This window comes from Pseudomonas sp. xss_2 (genome assembly GCF_043104195.1).
Taxonomy (GTDB): Bacteria; Pseudomonadota; Gammaproteobacteria; order Pseudomonadales; family Pseudomonadaceae; genus Aquipseudomonas; species Aquipseudomonas urmiensis.
The window spans coordinates 19,432-38,349 of record NZ_JBICKL010000046.1; the positions used below are offsets into that span (position 1 = coordinate 19,432).

Annotated in this window: 19 protein-coding genes; 14 read left to right on the forward strand and 5 right to left on the reverse strand. The window is 62.7% G+C overall.

The window, feature by feature from the left end:
- From ACF8K2_RS09410 to ACF8K2_RS09420, 3 genes are all read left to right on the forward strand, one after another.
- Positions 1-474 (forward strand): LEA type 2 family protein, encoded by a 474-nt coding sequence (locus ACF8K2_RS09410; RefSeq protein WP_392464518.1) that lies wholly within the window; start codon positions 1-3, stop codon positions 472-474.
- A 6-nt stretch (positions 475-480) separates the two neighbouring features.
- A complete protein-coding gene (locus ACF8K2_RS09415; protein ID WP_033694179.1) occupies positions 481-684 on the forward strand; it encodes an SEC-C metal-binding domain-containing protein in 204 nt (67 codons plus the stop codon).
- Between the two features lie 179 nt (positions 685-863).
- Complete coding sequence (locus tag ACF8K2_RS09420; RefSeq protein WP_392464520.1) at positions 864-3,302, forward strand: penicillin acylase family protein; 2,439 nt, start codon at positions 864-866, stop codon at positions 3,300-3,302.
- A gap of 49 nt (positions 3,303-3,351) precedes the next feature.
- On the opposite strand, the gene ACF8K2_RS09425 is transcribed toward ACF8K2_RS09420, so the two are convergent.
- Both ACF8K2_RS09425 and ACF8K2_RS09430 read right to left on the reverse strand, forming a co-directional pair.
- Positions 3,352-3,777, reverse strand: coding sequence for a type II toxin-antitoxin system HicB family antitoxin (locus ACF8K2_RS09425; protein WP_392464521.1), 426 nt, complete (start codon positions 3,775-3,777; stop codon positions 3,352-3,354).
- A gap of 22 nt (positions 3,778-3,799) precedes the next feature.
- The gene (locus ACF8K2_RS09430) at positions 3,800-3,982 is read right to left on the reverse strand and encodes a type II toxin-antitoxin system HicA family toxin (protein ID WP_312154351.1); all 183 of its coding nucleotides are present in this window, start codon (positions 3,980-3,982) and stop codon (positions 3,800-3,802) included.
- A gap of 225 nt (positions 3,983-4,207) precedes the next feature.
- On the opposite strand from ACF8K2_RS09430, the gene ACF8K2_RS09435 reads away from it, so the two are divergent.
- The 5 genes from ACF8K2_RS09435 (at position 4,208) to pdeM (ending at position 11,329) form a co-directional block, all read left to right on the forward strand.
- Complete coding sequence (locus tag ACF8K2_RS09435) at positions 4,208-5,224, forward strand: ligase-associated DNA damage response exonuclease (RefSeq protein ID WP_392464523.1); 1,017 nt, start codon at positions 4,208-4,210, stop codon at positions 5,222-5,224.
- A complete protein-coding gene (locus tag ACF8K2_RS09440; protein WP_392464524.1) occupies positions 5,221-6,879 on the forward strand; it encodes an ATP-dependent DNA ligase in 1,659 nt (552 codons plus the stop codon). Before ACF8K2_RS09435 ends, ACF8K2_RS09440 begins: the two co-directional genes overlap by 4 nt.
- Positions 6,880-6,976: 97 nt before the next feature.
- Positions 6,977-8,092 carry a succinylglutamate desuccinylase/aspartoacylase family protein gene (locus ACF8K2_RS09445; protein WP_392464525.1) on the forward strand — a complete coding sequence of 372 codons (1,116 nt, stop codon included), beginning with the start codon at positions 6,977-6,979 and terminating at the stop codon, positions 8,090-8,092.
- Positions 8,093-8,156: 64 nt separating this feature from the next.
- Positions 8,157-10,607: a ligase-associated DNA damage response DEXH box helicase gene (locus ACF8K2_RS09450; RefSeq protein WP_392464527.1), complete on the forward strand. Its 2,451-nt coding sequence runs from the start codon at positions 8,157-8,159 to the stop codon at positions 10,605-10,607.
- A 62-nt stretch (positions 10,608-10,669) separates the two neighbouring features.
- Positions 10,670-11,329 carry a ligase-associated DNA damage response endonuclease PdeM gene (gene pdeM / locus ACF8K2_RS09455; protein WP_392464529.1) on the forward strand — a complete coding sequence of 220 codons (660 nt, stop codon included), beginning with the start codon at positions 10,670-10,672 and terminating at the stop codon, positions 11,327-11,329.
- Here pdeM and ACF8K2_RS09460 read toward each other — a convergent pair whose 3' ends face one another.
- Entirely contained in the window at positions 11,330-11,554 is a 225-nt protein-coding gene (locus ACF8K2_RS09460; protein WP_186556222.1) for a hypothetical protein, read from the reverse strand.
- A 97-nt stretch (positions 11,555-11,651) separates the two neighbouring features.
- Entirely contained in the window at positions 11,652-12,218 is a 567-nt protein-coding gene (gene dcd, locus ACF8K2_RS09465) for a dCTP deaminase (RefSeq protein WP_186556221.1), read from the reverse strand.
- A gap of 327 nt (positions 12,219-12,545) precedes the next feature.
- On the opposite strand from dcd, the gene ACF8K2_RS09470 reads away from it, so the two are divergent.
- Positions 12,546-12,755, forward strand: coding sequence for a cold-shock protein (locus ACF8K2_RS09470; RefSeq protein ID WP_043197576.1), 210 nt, complete (start codon positions 12,546-12,548; stop codon positions 12,753-12,755).
- Positions 12,756-12,900: 145 nt separating this feature from the next.
- On the opposite strand, the gene apbC is transcribed toward ACF8K2_RS09470, so the two are convergent.
- Entirely contained in the window at positions 12,901-13,995 is a 1,095-nt protein-coding gene (gene apbC / locus ACF8K2_RS09475; RefSeq protein ID WP_392464531.1) for an iron-sulfur cluster carrier protein ApbC, read from the reverse strand.
- 155 nt (positions 13,996-14,150) lie between these two features.
- Here apbC and metG point away from each other — a divergent pair, with 155 nt between their 5' ends.
- The 5 genes from metG (at position 14,151) to ACF8K2_RS09500 (ending at position 18,918) form a co-directional block, all read left to right on the forward strand.
- Complete coding sequence (metG, locus tag ACF8K2_RS09480) at positions 14,151-16,193, forward strand: methionine--tRNA ligase (protein WP_186556219.1); 2,043 nt, start codon at positions 14,151-14,153, stop codon at positions 16,191-16,193.
- Positions 16,194-16,285: 92 nt separating this feature from the next.
- Positions 16,286-16,834, forward strand: coding sequence for an Rnf-Nqr domain containing protein (locus tag ACF8K2_RS09485; RefSeq protein ID WP_392464534.1), 549 nt, complete (start codon positions 16,286-16,288; stop codon positions 16,832-16,834).
- Positions 16,831-17,802 (forward strand): RnfABCDGE type electron transport complex subunit D, encoded by a 972-nt coding sequence (locus ACF8K2_RS09490; RefSeq protein ID WP_392464536.1) that lies wholly within the window; start codon positions 16,831-16,833, stop codon positions 17,800-17,802. The genes ACF8K2_RS09485 and ACF8K2_RS09490 overlap by 4 nt, the downstream gene beginning before the upstream one ends.
- Entirely contained in the window at positions 17,799-18,401 is a 603-nt protein-coding gene (locus ACF8K2_RS09495) for an RnfABCDGE type electron transport complex subunit G (protein WP_392464537.1), read from the forward strand. The genes ACF8K2_RS09490 and ACF8K2_RS09495 overlap by 4 nt, the downstream gene beginning before the upstream one ends.
- A complete protein-coding gene (locus tag ACF8K2_RS09500) occupies positions 18,394-18,918 on the forward strand; it encodes an Rnf-Nqr domain containing protein (protein WP_392464538.1) in 525 nt (174 codons plus the stop codon). The genes ACF8K2_RS09495 and ACF8K2_RS09500 overlap by 8 nt, the downstream gene beginning before the upstream one ends.

Sequence of the window (18,918 nt, forward strand, 5' to 3'; positions counted from 1 at the left end):
ATGAGCGCCCTGGCCCGCCTGCTGCTGCTCAGCCTGGTGCTGCTGCTAGCCGGTTGTGCCAGCTGGGGGGGCGACGACTGGCGCGAACCTGAGGTGCATCTGGTCAAGGTCGAGACCGTCAAGGCGCGTTTGCACCAGCAGGAGTTCGTGCTGCACCTGCGGGTCGACAACCCTAACGACAGTCGCCTGTTCATTCGCAACCTGGGGTATTCGCTGCGGCTCAATCAACTGACGCTGGTGGAGGATGAAACCAGCGTCTGGCGCAGTGTCGGCGGGCACGCCCGGCGGACCTTCAAGATCACCGCCCGAACCAACCTCTGGCAGCACCTCAAGCCCCTGGCCAAGCTCCTCAAGAGCCGCCAGCCGCTGCGCTATCAACTGCAGGCTGAGCTCAATACCGGACTGATCATCTGGCGAAGCCTGCACTTGTCGCGCAGTGGTGAGATAATGCCCGGCGATTTCAACCCGGAGTGACCCGCAATGACTCAACAACCCCATGTCCATGGCCCTGACTGCAACCACGATCATGATCACCACCACGATCACGACCATGGCCATGTGCACGGCCCGCACTGCAACCACGGCCACCAGGAGCCGGTGCGCAACGCCCTGAAGGACGTTGGCCGCAACGACCCATGCCCGTGCGGTAGCGAGAAAAAATTCAAGAAGTGCCACGGCGCCTGATCGACGCCCGGTACTGGCCTCTTCGCGGGTTTACCCGCGAACGAGCGCAGCTCGATCTCCCGCCCGGCGACCACTGGGCAGCCCCATGAAAATAAAGCTTTGCAGCACCTTGCATGGCGCCCCCTCGCTCACTACCTTAGCGCCTTTCGAACCCCGCCACGCCTTGCAGGAGCCTTGTCATGGCCGCGCCCGCCTTTCCTCCCATCCGTCCCCGCTTCGCCGCCACGGCGCTGCTCAGCCTGTTCGGTCTCGCCGGCTGCCAGATGGGCGGCTATCAGGACAGCGTGCCACCGACCACTGGCGTGCAGCCACTCAAGGGCCTGGCGCAGAACGTTTCGGTACGCCGCAACGCCATGGGCGCACCGCTGATCGAGAGCAGCAACTTCCACGATGCGCTGTTCAGCCTGGGCTATGTGCATGCCGGTGATCGCATCGAGCAGATGATCAGCATGCGCTTGCTGGCCCAGGGCCGTTTGGCCGAACTCGCAGGCCCCGAGGCGCTGGATATCGACCGCTTGATGCGCGCCGCCAACCTCAAGCAGAACGCAGCCCAGCTGTACGCCGATGCCTCGCCGCGGCTCAAGCGCTTCTTCGAAGTCTATGCGCGCGGGGTCAACGCCTACCTGTTCCGCTACCGCGACAAACTGCCGGCCGAGCTCGCCCGCAGTGGCTATCGCCCGGAATACTGGAAGCCTGAGGATTCGGCACTGGTGTTCAGCCTGTATGCCTTCAGCCAATCGGTGAATGTGCAGGAAGAGCTGGCGGCCCTGACCCTTGCGCAAAAAGTTGGCAGCGACAAGCTGGCTTGGCTACTGCCTGGTGCGCCGGACGAGCCGCTGGCCGAAGCCGAAGTCGACAAGCTCAAGGGGCTCAACCTGGCCAGCCAATTGCCAGGCCTGGCGGCCCTGACCAGCGCCAGCCAAAAGCTCGCCGACCTCGGCCTGCTCGGCAGCCCAGGCTCGGCCAACCTCGCCCTGGGCCCGCAGCGCAGCCGCAGTGGCAAAAGCCTGTTGGCCAGTGATAGCCGCGCCGCCTGGGCGCTGAGCCCGGTCCAGATTCATACCGGCAAGTACCAGGTCGCCGGCCTGTCGCTGCCCGGTTTGCCGATTCTGCTCGGCGGCTACAACGGCAAGCTGGCCTGGAGCAGCAGTGCGGTCATGGCCGACAATCAGGACCTGTACCTGGAACAGGTCCGCCGCCAGGGCACGCAACTGACCTACCTGGCCGACGGCAAATGGCTGCAAGCCCGCGCCCGCAGCGAAACCTTCTTCGCCCGCGGCCAGCGCCCGCTGCGCGAAGTCATGTACGACACCCGCCACGGCACCCTGCTCGGCCAACCGGGCACTAACGGCCTGGGCCTGGCCCTGAGCTTGCCGCAGCTCAAGGGTGACCGCAGCCTCGATGCGCTGTTCGACCTGACCCGTGCGGCCAACGTCGAGCGCGCCTTCGACAGCACCCGCGAGGTCGGTGCAGCCGCCCTGAACTTTGTCTTCGCCGAGCCCCAGCACATTGGCTGGCAGGTCAGCGGCCGCTACCCCAATCGCCGTGAAGGCCAGGGCCTGCTACCCTCGCCAGGCTGGGACGGGCGGTATGACTGGGACGGCTACGCCGACCCGATGCTGCACCCCTACGATCAGGACCCACCAGCAGGCTGGATCGGCCATGCCAACCAGCGCAGCCTGCCCAAGGGCTACGGCATGCAGCTGTCCAACACCTGGTACTACCCGGAGCGCGCCGAGCGCCTGGCGCAGTTGGCAGGTAACGGCCGTCACGACAGCCGCAGCCTGATGGCGCTGCAGAACGACCAGGTCACCTTGTTGGCGGACAAACTCAAGCAGATGTTCGACGCTCCAGGCATGGCTCAACCGCTCAAGCAGGCCATTGATGCCCTGCCCGGAGCACAACGCGACAAGGCGCGCGACGCCCTGGCCCGGCTCAAGGCCTTCGATGGCCGCCTGAGCCCGGTGTCGGCGGATGCCGCGCTGTATGCGCTGTTCTTGCAGGAAGTGGCCCGGCAAACCTTCCTCGACGAGCTTGGCCCTGAATCCAGCCCCGCTTGGCAGGCATTCGTCAGCAATGCCCAGTTGTCCTATTCGGCCCAGGCCGACCATCTGCTGGGCCGTGAAGACAGCCCGTTCTGGGATGACCGCAGCACGTCAGGGAAAGAAGACAAACCCACCATCCTCGCACGCAGCCTGGCCGGTGCAGTAGATGCCGGCACTGCGCAACTGGGCGCTGACCGTCGCGCCTGGCAATGGGGCAAGTTGCACCAGTACCGCTGGCCAGCGGCCAACTACCATGGCCTGGGCGATGCCATCAGCCGTGCGCCAATCGCCGCCGGGGGTGATTTCAGCACCCTGGCGATGACGCCATATGCCTGGGGGCGCAACTTCGACACGCAACTGCCGGCCTCGGCGCGGATGATCGTCGACTTCGGCCAGGCAGAGCCATTGCAACTGCTGACCAGCAGTGGCCAGTCCGGTAATCCGGCCAGCCGGCATTACGCTGATGGCCTGGATGCCTGGTTCAAAGGGCGGTTCATGAGCCTGCCAATCCAGCCGCAGAACTTTGCTCGAGCCTATGGCAGCCAGCGCCTGACCTTGGTGCCGGGCAAGTAAGCAGACAAGATCAACGAAAAAGCCGCCTCACTGGGCGGCTTTTTCGTGCTCAGGCGGCGACTACCGCAAGCTCTATACGTTGTCCTAAAACATGCAACGCATGCTCGACCTGTTCAATTTTGGATCGATGCAGTAAATCCACCAACCTATCTACTTGTGGCCGATTTACACCCAAACGCCGGGCCAGCTCGGTCTTGGTGACCTTCTGCTCCAACATCGTATTCCACAGCGCAGCCTTTGCCGCAGTCAATGCCGGAAGCCTTACCAATGTCTGCCCTGAAGCAACCGCTGAGGGCAGCGGAATCGTGATTTTCTGGTCAACGTAGAGCGATAAAGCCGACTCCAGCGCATCCACCGCATCAAACAGCGCTTCATCAACAGTCTCACCAGCGCTGGCCATTTCCGGAACGTCCGGGCAACTGACCCAAACGCTGCCCTGCTCCTGATGCACTATTACGGGATAGTCGAAGATCATCAGATCATCTCCACTCTGCTTATCATTCAGTCAGCCCCAAGTCCTTGATGATTTTCTTCCTGAGGCCTTCCCCTATCTCCTTGGCACCATGATCTGGAAATATCGTCTGCCGATTGCCTAGATAGACTTTGAAATGGCTGCCCTTCGCAGGTACGAACGTCGCACCACGAACCCGCAGCCAGCGGCGCAATTCGCTGTATTTCATGCAGGCCTTCGAAAATCAATGTGCAACAGAAATCCTGCGCCTGCAACATTTTTGTTGCATCGCAATGGACGAGACTCAATTAAACAGCAAAGGCTTCTTCCTCATTTCCGCCTTTACCGTAAGGTTCTTCACTTCGGTGGATTGAGCCTTTCATCTGCCAACCCAACCGAACTTCCCCTGTCAGCACACGCTCCTACTTGGTAACCCCTAGCCAGCGCACCTGCCATGGATCTTGTGATCGCCCGCCCCGAAGGCCTGTACTGCCCGCCCGGTGATTTCTACATCGACCCGTGGCGTCCGGTCGAGCGCGCGGTGATCACCCATGGCCATGGCGACCACGCGCGCACCGGCAATGCGCGCTACCTGACTGCCGAACCCGGCGCGGGGGTTCTGCGCAGCCGCCTGGGCGCGGACATCAACCTGCAGACCCTGGCCTACGGCGAGCGCCTCGATCACCACGGCGTCACGTTGAGCTTGCATCCTGCCGGGCACGTGCTCGGCTCGGCCCAGGTGCGCCTGGAATACCAGGGCGAGGTGTGGGTGGCCTCCGGCGACTACAAGGTCGAGCCCGACGCCACCTGCGCGCCCTTCGAGCCGGTGCGTTGCCACACCTTCATCACCGAATCGACCTTCGGCCTGCCGATCTACCGCTGGCCGCCACAGGCGGTGATTTTCGAGCAGATCAACAGCTGGTGGCGGGCCAATCGCGATCAGGGCAAGGCCAGCGTGCTGTTCTGCTACGCCTTCGGCAAAGCGCAACGCATCCTGCATGGGCTGGATGCGGGCATCGGGCCGATTCTTGTGCATGGCGCAGTCGAGCCGCTGAACCGGGTCTACCGCGACGCCGGGGTGGCCCTGCCCGAAACCCACTATGCCGGTGACTTTACCCGTAGCGATCCGCTGCTGCGTCAAGCCATCGTACTCGCGCCACCATCTGCTGGCGGCAGCAGCTGGATGAAACGGTTTGGCGACTACAGCGACGCCTTCGCCAGCGGCTGGATGCGCTTGCGCGGCACCCGTCGGCGGCGCGGGGTGGATCGTGGTTTCGTCTTGTCTGACCACGCCGACTGGCCTGGATTGCTCTGGGCCATCGAGCAAACCGGGGCCGAGCGGGTGATGGTGACCCATGGCTCGGTCAATGTGCTGGTGCGCTACCTGAGTGAACGCGGGCTCGATGCCCGTGGATTCGTCACCGAATACGGCGATGAAGACGATGCCAGCGCCGAGCAGGCTTCGCCATGAAGGCCTTCGCCGAGCTCTACCTGCGCCTGGATGCGACCACTTCCAGCAATGCCAAGCTGCAGGCCCTGCGCGACTACTTCAGCCAGGCTCCGGCCAAGGATGCGGCGTGGGCGGTGTATTTTCTCGCCGGCGGCCGCCCCCGGCAGTTGGTGCCGACGCGGCTGCTGCGTGAACTTGCCATTGAGCTGTCGCGCCTGCCGGACTGGCTATTCGAAGAAAGCTACCAAGCGGTGGGCGATCTGGCCGAGACCATTTCCCTGCTGCTGCCGGACAACCCCCACGGCAGCGAGCAAGGCCTGGCTGAATGGGTCGAGCAGCACTTGCTGCCGCTGCGTGGGCAGCCCCCGGAGGCGGTGCGCGAGCGTCTGCCGCAGCTGTGGGCGCAGCTCGACCGGCAGAGCCTGATGCTGTGTCTTAAGCTAATCACCGGCAGCTTTCGGGTTGGCGTCTCCAAGCTGCTGGTCACCCGCGCCCTGGCCCATCTGGCCGAGCTCGATGCCAAGCGCGTAGCGCAGCGCATGGTCGGCTACACCGACCTGAGCCATAAACCCAGCGCCGACAGTTACCTGAAACTGATCGCCGCCGAGTCTGCCGATGAACACAGCCAGCGTGGCGGGCAGCCCTACCCGTTCTTTCTCGCCCACGCATTGCAGGCTCCTACCGAGCAGTTCGGCGGCCTGCTCGGCCCGCCCAGCGACTGGCAAGTGGAGTGGAAATGGGATGGCATCCGCGCCCAAGTGGTCAAGCGTGATGGCCAGTTGTGGATCTGGTCGCGGGGCGAGGAATTGGTGACCGAGCGCTTCCCCGAACTGCACAGCCTGGCCTCGACCTTGCCCGATGGCAGCGTGCTCGACGGCGAGATCCTGGTCTGGAAACCTGGCGCCACGGCCGCAGAAGTGGCAGTGCAACCGTTCGCTTTGCTGCAGCAGCGCCTTGGCCGCAAGACCCTGGGCAAGAAGCTGCTGGCCGATGCGCCGGTGGTACTGCAGGCGTACGACCTGCTCGAATGGCAGGACCAGGACTGGCGCAACCGGCCCCAGCACGAGCGGCGCGCGCAACTGGAACGGCTGGTGGAGCAATACCCGCTGGCACCTGTCCTGCTCTCGCCCTTGCTGCAAGGTGATGACTGGGCGGATCTCGCCCGCCAGCGTGAGCAGTCACGCAGCCTTGGGGTGGAAGGCTTGATGCTCAAGCAGCGCGAGGCGCTCTACGGGGTCGGGCGAACCAAGGACATGGGCGTGTGGTGGAAGTGGAAGATCGAGCCGTTCAGCGTCGATGCGGTACTGATCTACGCCCAACGCGGCCATGGCCGGCGCGCCAGCCTCTACAGCGACTACACCTTTGCCGTCTGGGATGCGCCTGCTGGCACTGCCCAGCGCAGCTTGGTGCCCTTCGCCAAGGCCTATTCGGGGCTCAGTGACGAAGAGATGCGCAAGGTTGACGCGATCATTCGCAAGACCACGGTGGAAACCTTCGGTCCGGTGCGCAGTGTGACCCCTACCCTGGTGTTCGAACTGGGCTTCGAGGGCATCGCCCTGTCCAAGCGGCACAAGAGCGGCATTGCCGTGCGCTTTCCGCGAATGCTGCGCTGGCGATTGGATAAGCCAGTGGATGAGGCGGATGACCTGGGCACCCTGCAAGCATTGCTGGCCTGATTGACAGGGTAAAACCACTGGCAACATGCGCAATCGCCAAGTTTATGCTTCTATCTTCAATCGCAGACCGTTCAACCCAACGCCTACCAGGACCACCATGCACCACTCGACCCACGACCTGCTGTCTCCCGTTCCGGGTATCACCCGCCAGTTGCACAGTTTCCACTTCGGCCCACGCGGGGGTGGCAAGGTCTACATCCAGGCCTCGCTGCACGCCGACGAGCTGCCCGGCATGCTGGTGGCCTGGCATTTGAAGCAGCGCCTGCTGGAGCTTGAGCAGCAAGGCCGGCTGCGCCAGGAGATTGCCTTGGTCCCGGTGGCCAATCCGGTGGGTCTGGAGCAGGTGCTGCTGGACGCCCCGCTGGGGCGCTTCGAGCTCCAGAGCGGGGAGAATTTCAACCGCAATTTCGTTGATCTGTCAGACAGCATCGGTGACCAGATCGAAGGCCACTTGACCGATGACCCAGCGCACAACCTGGCCTTGATCCGCGAGTACCTGCGCCGCGGCCTGGACGCTCACCCGGCGCGCACGCCGTTGCAGTCGCAGCGCCTGTGCCTGCAACGGCTAGCCTGCGATGCCGACATGGTGCTCGACTTGCACTGCGATTTCGAAGCGGTCGAGCATCTCTACACCACCCCAGAGGCCTGGCCCAAGGTCGAGCCGCTGGCACGCTACCTCGGCGCCCAGGCCAGCCTGCTGGCCACCGACTCTGGTGGCCAGTCGTTCGATGAATGCTTCAGCCTGGTCTGGTGGCAGTTGCAGCAACGTTTCGGCAAACGCTTCCCGATCCCCCAGGGCAGCTTCTCGGTGACTGTCGAGCTGCGCGGCCAGGCCGATGTCAGCCATGAACTGGCGAGCAAGGACAGCCAGGCAATCATCGACTTCCTCACCCATGCCGGCGTCATCGGTGGCCAGCCCGCGCCGCTGCCTGCCCTGCCCTACCCAGCCTCGCCACTGGCTGCGGTGGAGCCGGTCACCGCGCCGCTGGGCGGTTTGCTGGTGTTCCACGCCAAACCTGGCCAGTACCTGGAAGCCGGGCAACTGATCGCCGAGGTGATTGATCCGCTCAGCGATCGCGTGACCGCTCTACGCAACAGCCAGGCAGGGCTGTTGTACGCACGTAGCGTGCGGCGGATGGCTACCAGCGGAATGGTCATCGCTCATGTTGCCGGCGAAGAGATCTGCCGCAGCGGCTACCTGCTGGGTAATTGATCGAGTAAAACCAATCGCCGCGGCCAACGGTCTGTAGAAGCACAGCCTTCGACGGATCCGCTGCATGAGCGCCTCGACCGACCTTGCCAACGCCTGGTTTACCGCCCGCGGCTGGAAACCGTTCGCTTTCCAGCGCCAGGTGTGGGCAGCGGTCGAGCGGGGTGAGTCAGGCCTGGTGCATGCCAGCACTGGCGCTGGCAAGACCTATGCCGTGTGGCTGGCGGCACTGCGCGCTTTTGCCCAAGCAGGCACTGCACGCCAACCCGCGCCGCTACAGGTGCTGTGGGTCACCCCTATGCGCGCCTTGGCAGCAGACACCGCGCGCGCCTTGCAGACGCCATTGGACGAGCTGGAGCTGAACTGGAGCGTGGGCGTGCGCAGTGGCGATACCAGCGCTTCGGAGCGAGCGCGCCAAGCTCGACGCTTGCCCAGCACGCTGATCACCACACCCGAAAGCCTTACCCTGCTGCTGACCCGCGAACATGCGGATGAAGACTTTTCTGCGCTGCGCATGGTGGTCGTGGACGAATGGCACGAACTGCTCGGCAACAAGCGTGGCGTGCAGTTGCAACTGGCCTTGGCGCGCTTGCGCCGCTGGCGACCTGAGCTGGTGGTCTGGGGGCTGTCGGCCACCCTCGGCAACCTGGAGCACGCCCGCGAAGTCTTGCTGCCTGGCGCCGGCGTACTGATAAAGGGCAGGCAAGACAAGCGTTTTGAGGTCGACACCCTGCTGCCGGAGGCCATCGAACGCTTCCCCTGGGCGGGCCATATGGGCCTGAAGATGCTCGCTCAGGTCAGCGCGCAAATTGACGCCAGCGCCAGTTGCCTGGTGTTCACCAATACCCGCGCGCAAGCCGAACTCTGGTATCAGGCCCTGCTCGAGCAGCGCCCCGACTGGGCGGGACTGATTGCCCTGCACCACGCCTCGCTGGCACGGCAGACCCGCGACTGGGTCGAGCGCAGCCTCAAGCAAGGCACGCTCAAGGCGGTCATCTGCACCTCCAGCCTCGATCTGGGCGTGGACTTCCTACCGGTGGAGCGTGTGCTGCAGATTGGCTCGGCCAAGGGCATAGCCCGGCTACTGCAGCGCGCAGGGCGCTCCGGGCATGCGCCGGGGCGCGCCTCGCGGATCACCCTGGTGCCAACCCACAGCCTGGAATTGGTGGAAGCCGCAGCTGCCCGTCACGCCCTGGCAGCCGGCCAGATCGAGGCACGCCAGTCGCCGCGCTTAAGCATGGATGTGCTGGTCCAGCATGTGGTCAGCATGGCTTTGGGCAGTGGCTTTCGACCGGAGCAATTGCTCCAGGAAGTGCGCAGCACCTGGGCGTTTCGCGATTTGCGCGATAGCCAGTGGCAATGGGCGCTGGACTTTGTCCGCCACGGTGGTGACTCACTCAGCGCTTACCCTGACTACCAGCGCGTAGTCGCCCACCCCGATGGTGTCTGGCGAGTGGCCAGCGAACGCTTGGCCCGCCGCCACCGGATGGGCATCGGCACCATCGTCAGCGAGGCCAGTATCAACCTCAAGTACTGGAGCAAGGGGGGCGGTGGCAAAAGCCTGGGCAGTGTCGAAGAGGCCTTCATCGCCCGCCTGCGCCCCGGCGACACCCTGGTGTTCGCCGGCCGCGTGCTGGAGCTGGTTAGGGTCGAGAATATGACCGCCTACGTACGTCGCAGCACCTCGCGCAAGGCCGCGGTAGCACGCTGGAATGGCGGGCGCATGCCGCTTTCCAGCGAACTGGCCGATGCCCTGGTCGCCCAGCTGGACGCCGCCGCCCACGGCCATTTCAACGGCCCGGAGATGCGCGCCGTGCGTCCCTTGCTAACCTTGCAACACACCTGGTCAGCGCTGCCCACCGAGCAGACGCTGTTGGCCGAGACGCTCACCTCGCGCCAGGGCTCGCACCTGTTCCTCTACCCCTTCGCCGGACGCATGGCCAACCTGGGCCTGGCCAATCTGCTGGCCTGGCGAGTCAGCCGGGTGCAGCCACTGTCGGTGTCGATCGCCGTTAGCGACTATGGCTTTGAGCTGCTTAGCCCGAGCGCTGTCGATTGGGCCAGCTACCTGCCACCGGCGCTGTCCACCGATAACCTGCTGGAGGACGTGTTGGCCAGTCTGAACGCCGGCGAGATGGCCTTGCGGCGCTTTCGCGAAATCGCCCAGATCGCCGGCTTGGTGTTTGGCGGCTATCCGGCGGCGCAAAAAAGTACCCGGCAGATTCAGGCATCCAGTGGCCTGTTCTATGAAGTGTTTCGCAAGCATGACGCGGGCAACCTATTACTGGATCAGGCGCGCGATGAAGTGTTGCGCGAGGAGTTGGAGATCGAACGGCTACACCGGCAACTGCTGAAGATGAGCAGGCTGCGCCTGGATCTACGCGCGCTGCGCCGGCCCGGGCCGCTGGCGTTTGCGCTGTTGGTCGAAGGCATGCGCGAGACGTTGAGCACCGAGAAACTGGCCGATCGCATTGCGCGGATGGTCGCTGACTTGGAAAAAGTGGCAGACAGAGGCTGAGGGGGCGCCAGACCGATCAGTTGCAAAGCGTTGGACATCGTCAACAATCCTGAAGGAGTGTCATGGGCCAGCACCTGGTAATCGAACACTGTGGCGAAACCCTCTGGCTGCTACCGGACAAGGCCCTGTATTGGCCAGCCCGACGCGCTTTGCTGGTGGCCGACGTGCACATCGGCAAAGCCGCTAGCTTTCGCGCCCTGCATCAACCGGTGCCTCGCGGCACCACCGACACCACCCTTGCCCGACTGGATGCTTTGCTCGATGCCTACGATTGCGAGCAGCTGATCGTGCTGGGCGACTTTCTCCATGCGCGCCCGGCGCGCGCACCGACCATCGTCGCCAAGCTCACGGCTTGGCGCCAGCGTCATCGCCACCTGCGCATGGTGTTGGTACGCGGTAATCACGACCGCCACGCTGGGGATCCTCCAGCAGAGCTGGACATCGCGATCAAGGATGAACCCTGGCTTCTGCCGCCCTTCGCCTTGCAGCACGAACCGACTGCGAACCCAACCCACCCCGTGCTGGCAGGGCACATTCATCCAGTCTTCATACTGCGCGGCAGAGCCCGACAGCGCTTGCGCCTGCCGTGTTTTCTGATCGATGACAATGTCAGCCTATTGCCCGCCTTTGGTGAATTCACCGGCGGCTGGACGGTCGAGCCACACGCCGCCACCCGCGTGTTCGTCGCGGGGGCTGAGCAGGTCTGGGCGCTGCAGCGCTGATCAGGCTACAGGGGCAGGAGGCGGCTCATCGGGCAAGGTTGGCTCGCCCGGTTCCATCGGTGGATGCTCACCAGGTTCGGGCGGCTGCGGGGTGTCGGGATCAGGCTGGTGCGGCACGCCACCGGCTTGCAGCGGCGGATGGGCCAGCAGTGACCATGCAAGCAACCCGATCTGATTGGGCTGCAGGACGGCCAGCTTCGCACTGATTGCGGGATTGAGTTTCATAGACAGCTCCTGACGAGAGCCAGCGCACGTCATGCGCGCTGGAACTGTTCACTCGTTGGAGTGCCAGGCGGGGCAGGAATTCCCCGCGCTCGTCGGCTCAGGTGCGCGGCAGGGTGACGCCACGCTGGCCCTGGTACTTGCCACCGCGGTCCTTGTAGGACACTTCACACTCTTCGTCGGACTCCAGGAACAGCATCTGCGCCACGCCTTCATTGGCGTAGATCTTCGCCGGCAGCGTGGTGGTGTTGGAGAACTCGAGGGTTACATGGCCTTCCCACTCGGGCTCGAGCGGGGTGACGTTGACAATGATGCCGCAGCGGGCATAGGTGCTCTTGCCCAGGCAGATGGTCAGCACATTGCGTGGAATGCGGAAGTATTCGACGGTGCGGGCCAAGGCAAAGGAGTTCGGCGGAATGATGCAGACGTCGCTCTTGACGTCGACAAAGCTGCCGGCATCGAAGTTCTTCGGATCGACGGTGGCCGAATTGATGTTGGTGAAAACCTTGAATTCGTCAGCGCAGCGTACGTCGTAGCCATAGCTGGAGACGCCGAAGGAGATCACCCGGCTATCTGCTTCGCCGCGCATCTGGCGCTCGACGAACGGTTCGATCATGCCGTGTTCCTGCGCCATGCGGCGAATCCACTTATCCGATTTGATGCTCATGGCGGGGGGTGTCCTGAGAGTGCGAGGTAAAAAACAAGATGCGCATCTTACCGGTCCCGGCGTCTGGGTTAAAGTTCCATGCCGTATCCCGCGCCGGACGGGGCTTGCGGCCGCCGTCGATCCGAATTTCATCAAACCGGCTTTTGACCATTGGCAGGTCGCGGAAAGTGGGTTAAGGTGACGCCACTGTGCTGCACGTGACACCGAGAATCTCTAGTTTGATGCACGATTTCCATCGGCCCATCGCTGAATTTTCCTACTCTTTGCACTCAGTCCGGCCAGGGCGTTTCCTGTGCCGAAATTTACTTTGTCCAAGGAGACAGACACATGTCCAACCGTCAATCCGGTACCGTCAAGTGGTTCAACGATGAGAAAGGCTACGGCTTCATCACCCCTCAGTCGGGTGACGACCTGTTCGTGCACTTCAAAGCCATCCAAGCTGACGGCTTCAAGACCCTGAAAGAAGGCCAAGCTGTTACTTTCGTCGCTACCCGCGGCCAGAAAGGCATGCAGGCTGAAGAAGTTCAACTGGCCTAATCCAGTTTAGCTTCAAGAAGAACCCGCCTTTTGGCGGGTTTTTTTGTGCCTGCAAAAACATCCAGCTGCTGGGCAGTAGGGGTGGGCTGGCCTACGACAGCGTCAGCACGAGCGACGCTATCGCAGGGCAAGCCCGCGCCCAGGGTCAGTCTTCGCTGATGGTAATGTTGGGCATTGCCGGTGCTGCGGCTTCCTGCTGCACAATCCGCGCACCGACGTGCCGCGCCAGCTCTTGATAGACCATGGCGATCTGGCTTTCAGGTTCAGCGATCGCAGTAGGTTTGCCGCTATCGGCCTGCTCACGGATCAGCATCGACAGCGGCAGCGAGGCCAGCACTTCGACCCCGTACTGGGCGGCCAGCTTGGCGCCACCGCCTTCACCGAACAGATGCTCGGCATGCCCGCAGTTCGAGCAAATATGCACGGCCATGTTCTCGACCACACCCAGCACCGGAATGTTGACCTTGCGGAACATTTCCACGCCCTTCTTGGCATCGAGCAGCGCCAGGTCTTGCGGGGTAGTGACGATCACCGAACCTGCCACCGGCACTTTCTGCGCCAGGGTCAGCTGGATGTCACCGGTGCCGGGTGGCATGTCGATCACCAGGTAATCGAGATCATCCCAGGCGGTCTGGGTTACCAGTTGCAGCAGCGCCCCGGACACCATCGGACCGCGCCAAACCATCGGCGTGTTGTCGTCGGTCAGAAACGCCATGGACATCACTTCAACACCATGGGCCTTGAGCGGCACGAACCACTTCTGGTCACGGATCTGCGGACGGGTACCTTCGGCGATGCCGAACATCACCCCTTGGCTCGGGCCATAGATGTCGGCGTCCAGAATACCTACCCGAGCACCTTCGCGGGCCAGGGCCAAGGCGAGGTTGGCGGCGGTGGTCGATTTACCCACCCCTCCCTTGCCCGATGCCACGGCAATGATGTTCTTGACGTTGGCCATGCCTGGGACTTGGGCCTGGGCCTTGTGCGCAGCGATCACGCAGTCGATGGCCACGTGCGCAGCCTCCACCCCGTCAAGATTGCCAATGGCCGTTTCCAATACCTGGGCCCAGCCGCTCTTGAACAGGCCTGCGGCATAGCCCAGCTGCAGCTGGACCTTGACCTGACCGCCCTGGATATCGATGGCGCGCACGCAACCGGCACTGACCGGGTCTTGGTTCAGGTATGGGTCGGTGTACTGGCGGAGCACGCCTTCGACGGCGGCACGTGTGACGGCACTCATGGAGACTCCCATTGGCAAACTGAATGTGGAACAGACGCTTATGCTAACCCGTCAATCGTCTAGAGATGCGTGCTTGGGGTGAAATATATTCGCCAGCCCTTTATAGTGGCCGATCATCCATTTTTTTCCGTAGCCAGATAAGTAGCCGAGCCACCATGTCCGAGCCACGTCAGATTCTTGTCACCAGCGCCCTGCCCTATGCCAATGGTTCTATCCACCTTGGCCATATGCTGGAGTACATCCAGACGGATATGTGGGTTCGCTTCCAGAAGCTACGTGGCAACCAGTGCATCTATGTCTGCGCTGACGATGCCCATGGCTCGGCGATCATGCTGCGTGCCGAAAAAGAAGGCATCACCCCTGAGCAGTTGATTGCCAACGTCCAGGCCGAGCACAGCGGCGATTTCGCTGAGTTCTTGGTCGACTTCGACAACTTCCACTCGACCCACAGCGAAGAAAACCGCGAGCTGTCGAGCTTGATCTACACCCGTCTGCGCGAAGCCGGCCACATCGCCAATCGCTCGGTCACCCAGTATTTCGACCCTGAGAAGGGCATGTTCCTGGCCGACCGCTTCATCAAGGGCACCTGCCCTAAATGCGCGGCCGAAGACCAGTACGGCGACAACTGCGAAAAGTGCGGCGCCACCTACGCGCCAACTGAGCTGAAGAACCCCAAGTCGGCCATCTCTGGTGCCACTCCGGTCCTTAAAGACTCCCAGCACTTCTTCTTCAAGCTGCCAGACTTCCAGGCCATGCTGCAGCAATGGACCCGCAGCGGCACCTTGCAGGATGCGGTCGCCAACAAACTCGCCGAATGGTTGGACTCGGGCCTGCAAGAGTGGGATATCTCCCGCGATGCGCCGTACTTCGGCTTCGAGATCCCCGGCGAGCCTGGCAAGTACTTCTATGTCTGGCTGGACGCACCGATCGGCTACATGGCCAGCTTCAAGAACCTCTGCGCACGCCGTCCGGAACTGGACTTCGATGCGTTCTGGAAAGAAGACTCCAGCGCCGAGCTGTACCACTTCATCGGCAAGGACATCGTCAACTTCCACGCCCTGTTCTGGCCAGCCATGCTTGAAGGCGCAGGCTTCCGCAAGCCTACCGCGATCAACGTGCACGGATACCTGACCGTCAACGGCGCGAAGATGTCCAAGTCCCGCGGCACCTTCATCAAGGCGCGCACCTACCTCGATCACCTGGCCCCGGAATACCTGCGCTACTACTACGCATCCAAGCTGGGCCGTGGCGTCGATGACCTGGACCTGAACCTGGAAGACTTCGTGCAGAAGGTCAACTCTGACCTGGTCGGCAAAGTGGTGAACATCGCCAGCCGCTGCGCAGGCTTCATCCACAAGGGCAACGAAGGTGTACTGGTAGCGGGCGACGCCGCGCCGGAGCTGAGCGAGGCGTTCCTCGCCGCGGCGCCGTCGATCGCCGAAGCCTATGAAGCGCGCGATTTTGCCCGCGCCATGCGCGAGATCATGGGCCTGGCCGACCGTGCCAACGCCTGGATCGCCGACAAGGCGCCATGGTCGCTGGCCAAGCAGGAAGGTAAACAGGACGAAGTGCAGGCGATCTGCGCCCAGGGCGTCAACCTGTTCCGTCAGCTGGTGATCTTCCTCAAACCAGTACTGCCGGTATTGGCAGCCGACGCCGAGGCGTTCCTGAATGTCGCACCGCTGACCTGGAACGATCACCTGTCGCGCCTGGAAAACCATCAGTTGAACGCCTTCAAACCGCTGATGAGCCGGATCGAGCCAGCCAAGGTCGAAGCCATGGTCGCCGCCAGCAAGGAAGACCTACTGGCCTCGCAGACTTCCAGCGCACCTGCCGGTAACGGCGAGCTGAGCAAGGAGCCACTGTCGGCAGAGATCGAGTTCGATACCTTCGCCGCCGTCGACCTGCGCGTAGCGTTGATCGTCAAGGCCGAGGCTGTACCAGGCGCTGACAAGCTGCTGCAACTGACCCTGGACATCGGTGACGAGCGTCGTAACGTGTTCTCCGGCATCAAGTCGGCCTACCCTGACCCGTCCAAGCTGGAAGGCCGCCTGACCATGATGGTCGCCAATCTCAAGCCGCGTAAAATGCGCTTTGGCATGTCCGAAGGGATGGTCATGGCTGCCGGCCCTGGCGGTGAAGAAATCTACCTGCTCAGCCCAGACAGCGGCGCCAAGCCGGGTCAACGCATCAAGTAAGTCTCCAGCCCCGGCCTTTGCGCCGGGGCTTTTTCATTCCCCGCCCTAGTGCCGGATATACTCAGTGCAGCCCACGGTTTTTCGGCATTCTCATGAGCGACTACGTCCTGGTTCTGGTCAGCGCTGCGCTGATCAATCACCTGTTCCTGCACAAGGGCACTGCCTCGCGCCTGCAAGTGCATGCGTTCGGCCTCTCCAGCGCAGTGCTGATACTACTTGGGCTGCTCGGCGCGAAGCTGCTCGAAAGCCTCATCTTCACACCATTGCAGATACAGAACCTGGAACTGTTGACGCTGCTGCCGCTGCTGGCAAGTATTGCCTGGGGCTGGCCAACCCTGCTTGCCCGCCTAAGGCCAGCATGGCCCATCGCAGAGATGCGCCCGGCATTGCTTTTGAATGTAACGGCCCTTGGCTTGGCCTTGCAGCTTAGCGCCGAGCGCAGTGACTGGGTGACGACCCTAGGCTGGGGGCTGACCGGTGGGCTAGGATTTTGGCTGGCGCTGGCTTTGTTCGACGACCTGCACCAGCGCTGCCAGCATGAAGACGTGCCCGTCACCTTGCGCGGCCTGCCCATCGAGTTGTTGGCCGCCGGGGTCATGACCATGGCGTTTTCCGGCCTCAATGGATTGTTCACAACATGACCCAGGCGCCTGACCCACGACTGCGCACGGCCATGGGGCTGGTGCTGCTGGCCTGCGTACCGGGCCTGCTGGCACTGCTCTGGCTACAGGGTTGGGGCGTACTGTTCAATCTGATCTTGTGCGCCTGCGCTGCCAGCGCCAGCGAAGCCTTGCTACTAAAGCTGCGCGGGCAACAGCTGTTGCCTTCGCTAGTCGATGGCAGCGCCTTGGTCACCGCAGTGCTACTGGCAGCAGCCTTACCGCCCTATGCGCCGTGGTGGCTTCCAGTACTTGGCACAAGTGTCGCCATTGGCATTGGCAAGCAAGCCTTTGGCGGAGTTGGACGCAACCTGTTCAACCCGGCAATGGTCGGTTACGCCTTCGTGCTCTTGAGCTTCCCGCTGCAGATGAACCACTGGCCAGGTCCAATACCGGGATTACCAGAAAGCCTGCAACTGGTGTTTGGCAACGCCAGCATCGATGCCTGGGCCCAGCCCACCGCACTCGATGGCCTGCGCCACAACCGCAGCTTGACCGTCGAAGAGCTGTTTGCCAGGCAGCCTGGGTTTGGCAGCATTGGCGGCAGCCCTGGCGAATGGGTCAACCTGGCGTTTCTGCTCGGTGGGTTGTTTTTGCTGCAGCGCAAGGTCTTCAGCTGGCACGCGCCAGTGGGCCTACTGGGTGGGCTGTTGGTGTTCAGCCTGCTAGGCTGGAACGGTTCGGGCTCCGACTCCAATGGCTCACCGCTGCTGCACCTGTTCAGCGGCTCGACCATGCTGGCCGCCTTCTTTATCGCTACCGAGCCCGTGTCCGGCCCCAAGCCTGCGCTGGCGCGGCTATTGTTCGGCATTGGTGCAGGGTTGTTGATCTATCTGATCAGGACTTGGGGCAACTACCCTGACGGCAGCGCCTTCGCCATTTTACTGATGAACCTTGCAGTGCCGTCCCTTGAGCGTCTGGCGATGCGCCGGCAGCAGGCGACTTCATGAACAGCGTGGCACGTCAGGCCTTGGTGCTGACACTGGTCGGCAGTTTGTCGCTGGCGGTGACGGTGGCCTGGTGGCAGCTCACAGAGAAGCCCATCGAGCACGCACAGCGCGAGTTGCAGAGCCGTCAGTGGCTGGCGGTATTGCCGGCTGATAGCTACGACAACGATCCTTTGCAGGCCCCACTGCACCTGGAAAATACGCAACTTGCCCACAGCCAGCTACTTGCAGGCTTTCGCGCCACCCTGTCGGCAAAACCGGTAGCAGTGGTGTTACGCAGCCGCACTCAAGGCTATGCCGGACCGATAGAGCTGGCTATTGCCATTGCTGCAAATGGGCGGCTGCTCGGCATTGAGGTTTTGCAACAGCAGGAAAGCCCTGGCCTGGGTGATCGCCTGGTCGACCCAGCACTGCGCTGGCTGGATCAATTTATCGGCCGCACGCACTCGGATGCCTGGGCGATCAAACGTGATCAGGGGGATTTCGATCAGCTGGCAGGGGCTACGGTTACCTCTCGCGCGGTGATTGATGCCTTGCAAGATGCCTTGCGCTACTTCGACGAACACCGCGCCGCCCTGATCGAAGGCAATCCTGATGAATAGATTGTGGTTTTTCAGCGTCAGTTTGCTGCCCTTGCTGGGCGCGACCCGCTCACTGCTCCAGGCGGCGGCAATCTGCGGCTGTGCGGTTCTGCTGATGGTCTCGCATCAAGCCTTGTTGACGCCCTTGCGCCGGCAGCTCAGCGGCTATCTCTACCTGCTGGCGAGCGTCCTGCTGATCGCAGCACTGACCAGCTGCCTACATATGAGCCTGCATGCCTGGGCACTACCGCTGGCCTTGGCGCTCGGTCACTACCCGCTATTGCTCAGCGTGCAATGCCTGGCAGCCGATCATCTATTACCCCAGCAAGCACGATGGCGCTCATTGGCCCTGCATCTAGGTGGTTTCGTCACAGCCGGCCTATTGCTCGGTGCGCTGCGCCAGTGGCTGACGAGCAGCACTGATCTGTACCTGGCCAATCTGGCTCCAGGTGCATTGATACTGCTCGGCCTGCTGCTTGCCTTGTACAATCGCCTGCGTCCGGGGCCTGCCCCTTCACGTCGTCAAGGAATTCGTTGA

Bases quoted from the DNA above. Each gene is read 5' to 3' on its own strand.
- ACF8K2_RS09410 (WP_392464518.1), top strand. From the start codon at position 1: ATGAGCGCCCTGGCCCGCCTGCTGCTGCTCAGCCTGGTGCTGCTGCTA.
- ACF8K2_RS09415 (WP_033694179.1), top strand. From the start codon at position 481: ATGACTCAACAACCCCATGTCCATGGCCCTGACTGCAACCACGATCAT.
- ACF8K2_RS09420 (WP_392464520.1), top strand. From the start codon at position 864: ATGGCCGCGCCCGCCTTTCCTCCCATCCGTCCCCGCTTCGCCGCCACG.
- ACF8K2_RS09425 (WP_392464521.1), bottom strand. From the start codon at position 3,777: ATGATCTTCGACTATCCCGTAATAGTGCATCAGGAGCAGGGCAGCGTT.
- ACF8K2_RS09430 (WP_312154351.1), bottom strand. From the start codon at position 3,982: ATGAAATACAGCGAATTGCGCCGCTGGCTGCGGGTTCGTGGTGCGACG.
- ACF8K2_RS09435 (WP_392464523.1), top strand. From the start codon at position 4,208: ATGGATCTTGTGATCGCCCGCCCCGAAGGCCTGTACTGCCCGCCCGGT.
- ACF8K2_RS09440 (WP_392464524.1), top strand. From the start codon at position 5,221: ATGAAGGCCTTCGCCGAGCTCTACCTGCGCCTGGATGCGACCACTTCC.
- ACF8K2_RS09445 (WP_392464525.1), top strand. From the start codon at position 6,977: ATGCACCACTCGACCCACGACCTGCTGTCTCCCGTTCCGGGTATCACC.
- ACF8K2_RS09450 (WP_392464527.1), top strand. From the start codon at position 8,157: ATGAGCGCCTCGACCGACCTTGCCAACGCCTGGTTTACCGCCCGCGGC.
- pdeM (WP_392464529.1), top strand. From the start codon at position 10,670: ATGGGCCAGCACCTGGTAATCGAACACTGTGGCGAAACCCTCTGGCTG.
- ACF8K2_RS09460 (WP_186556222.1), bottom strand. From the start codon at position 11,554: ATGAAACTCAATCCCGCAATCAGTGCGAAGCTGGCCGTCCTGCAGCCC.
- dcd (WP_186556221.1), bottom strand. From the start codon at position 12,218: ATGAGCATCAAATCGGATAAGTGGATTCGCCGCATGGCGCAGGAACAC.
- ACF8K2_RS09470 (WP_043197576.1), top strand. From the start codon at position 12,546: ATGTCCAACCGTCAATCCGGTACCGTCAAGTGGTTCAACGATGAGAAA.
- apbC (WP_392464531.1), bottom strand. From the start codon at position 13,995: ATGAGTGCCGTCACACGTGCCGCCGTCGAAGGCGTGCTCCGCCAGTAC.
- metG (WP_186556219.1), top strand. From the start codon at position 14,151: ATGTCCGAGCCACGTCAGATTCTTGTCACCAGCGCCCTGCCCTATGCC.
- ACF8K2_RS09485 (WP_392464534.1), top strand. From the start codon at position 16,286: ATGAGCGACTACGTCCTGGTTCTGGTCAGCGCTGCGCTGATCAATCAC.
- ACF8K2_RS09490 (WP_392464536.1), top strand. From the start codon at position 16,831: ATGACCCAGGCGCCTGACCCACGACTGCGCACGGCCATGGGGCTGGTG.
- ACF8K2_RS09495 (WP_392464537.1), top strand. From the start codon at position 17,799: ATGAACAGCGTGGCACGTCAGGCCTTGGTGCTGACACTGGTCGGCAGT.
- ACF8K2_RS09500 (WP_392464538.1), top strand. From the start codon at position 18,394: ATGAATAGATTGTGGTTTTTCAGCGTCAGTTTGCTGCCCTTGCTGGGC.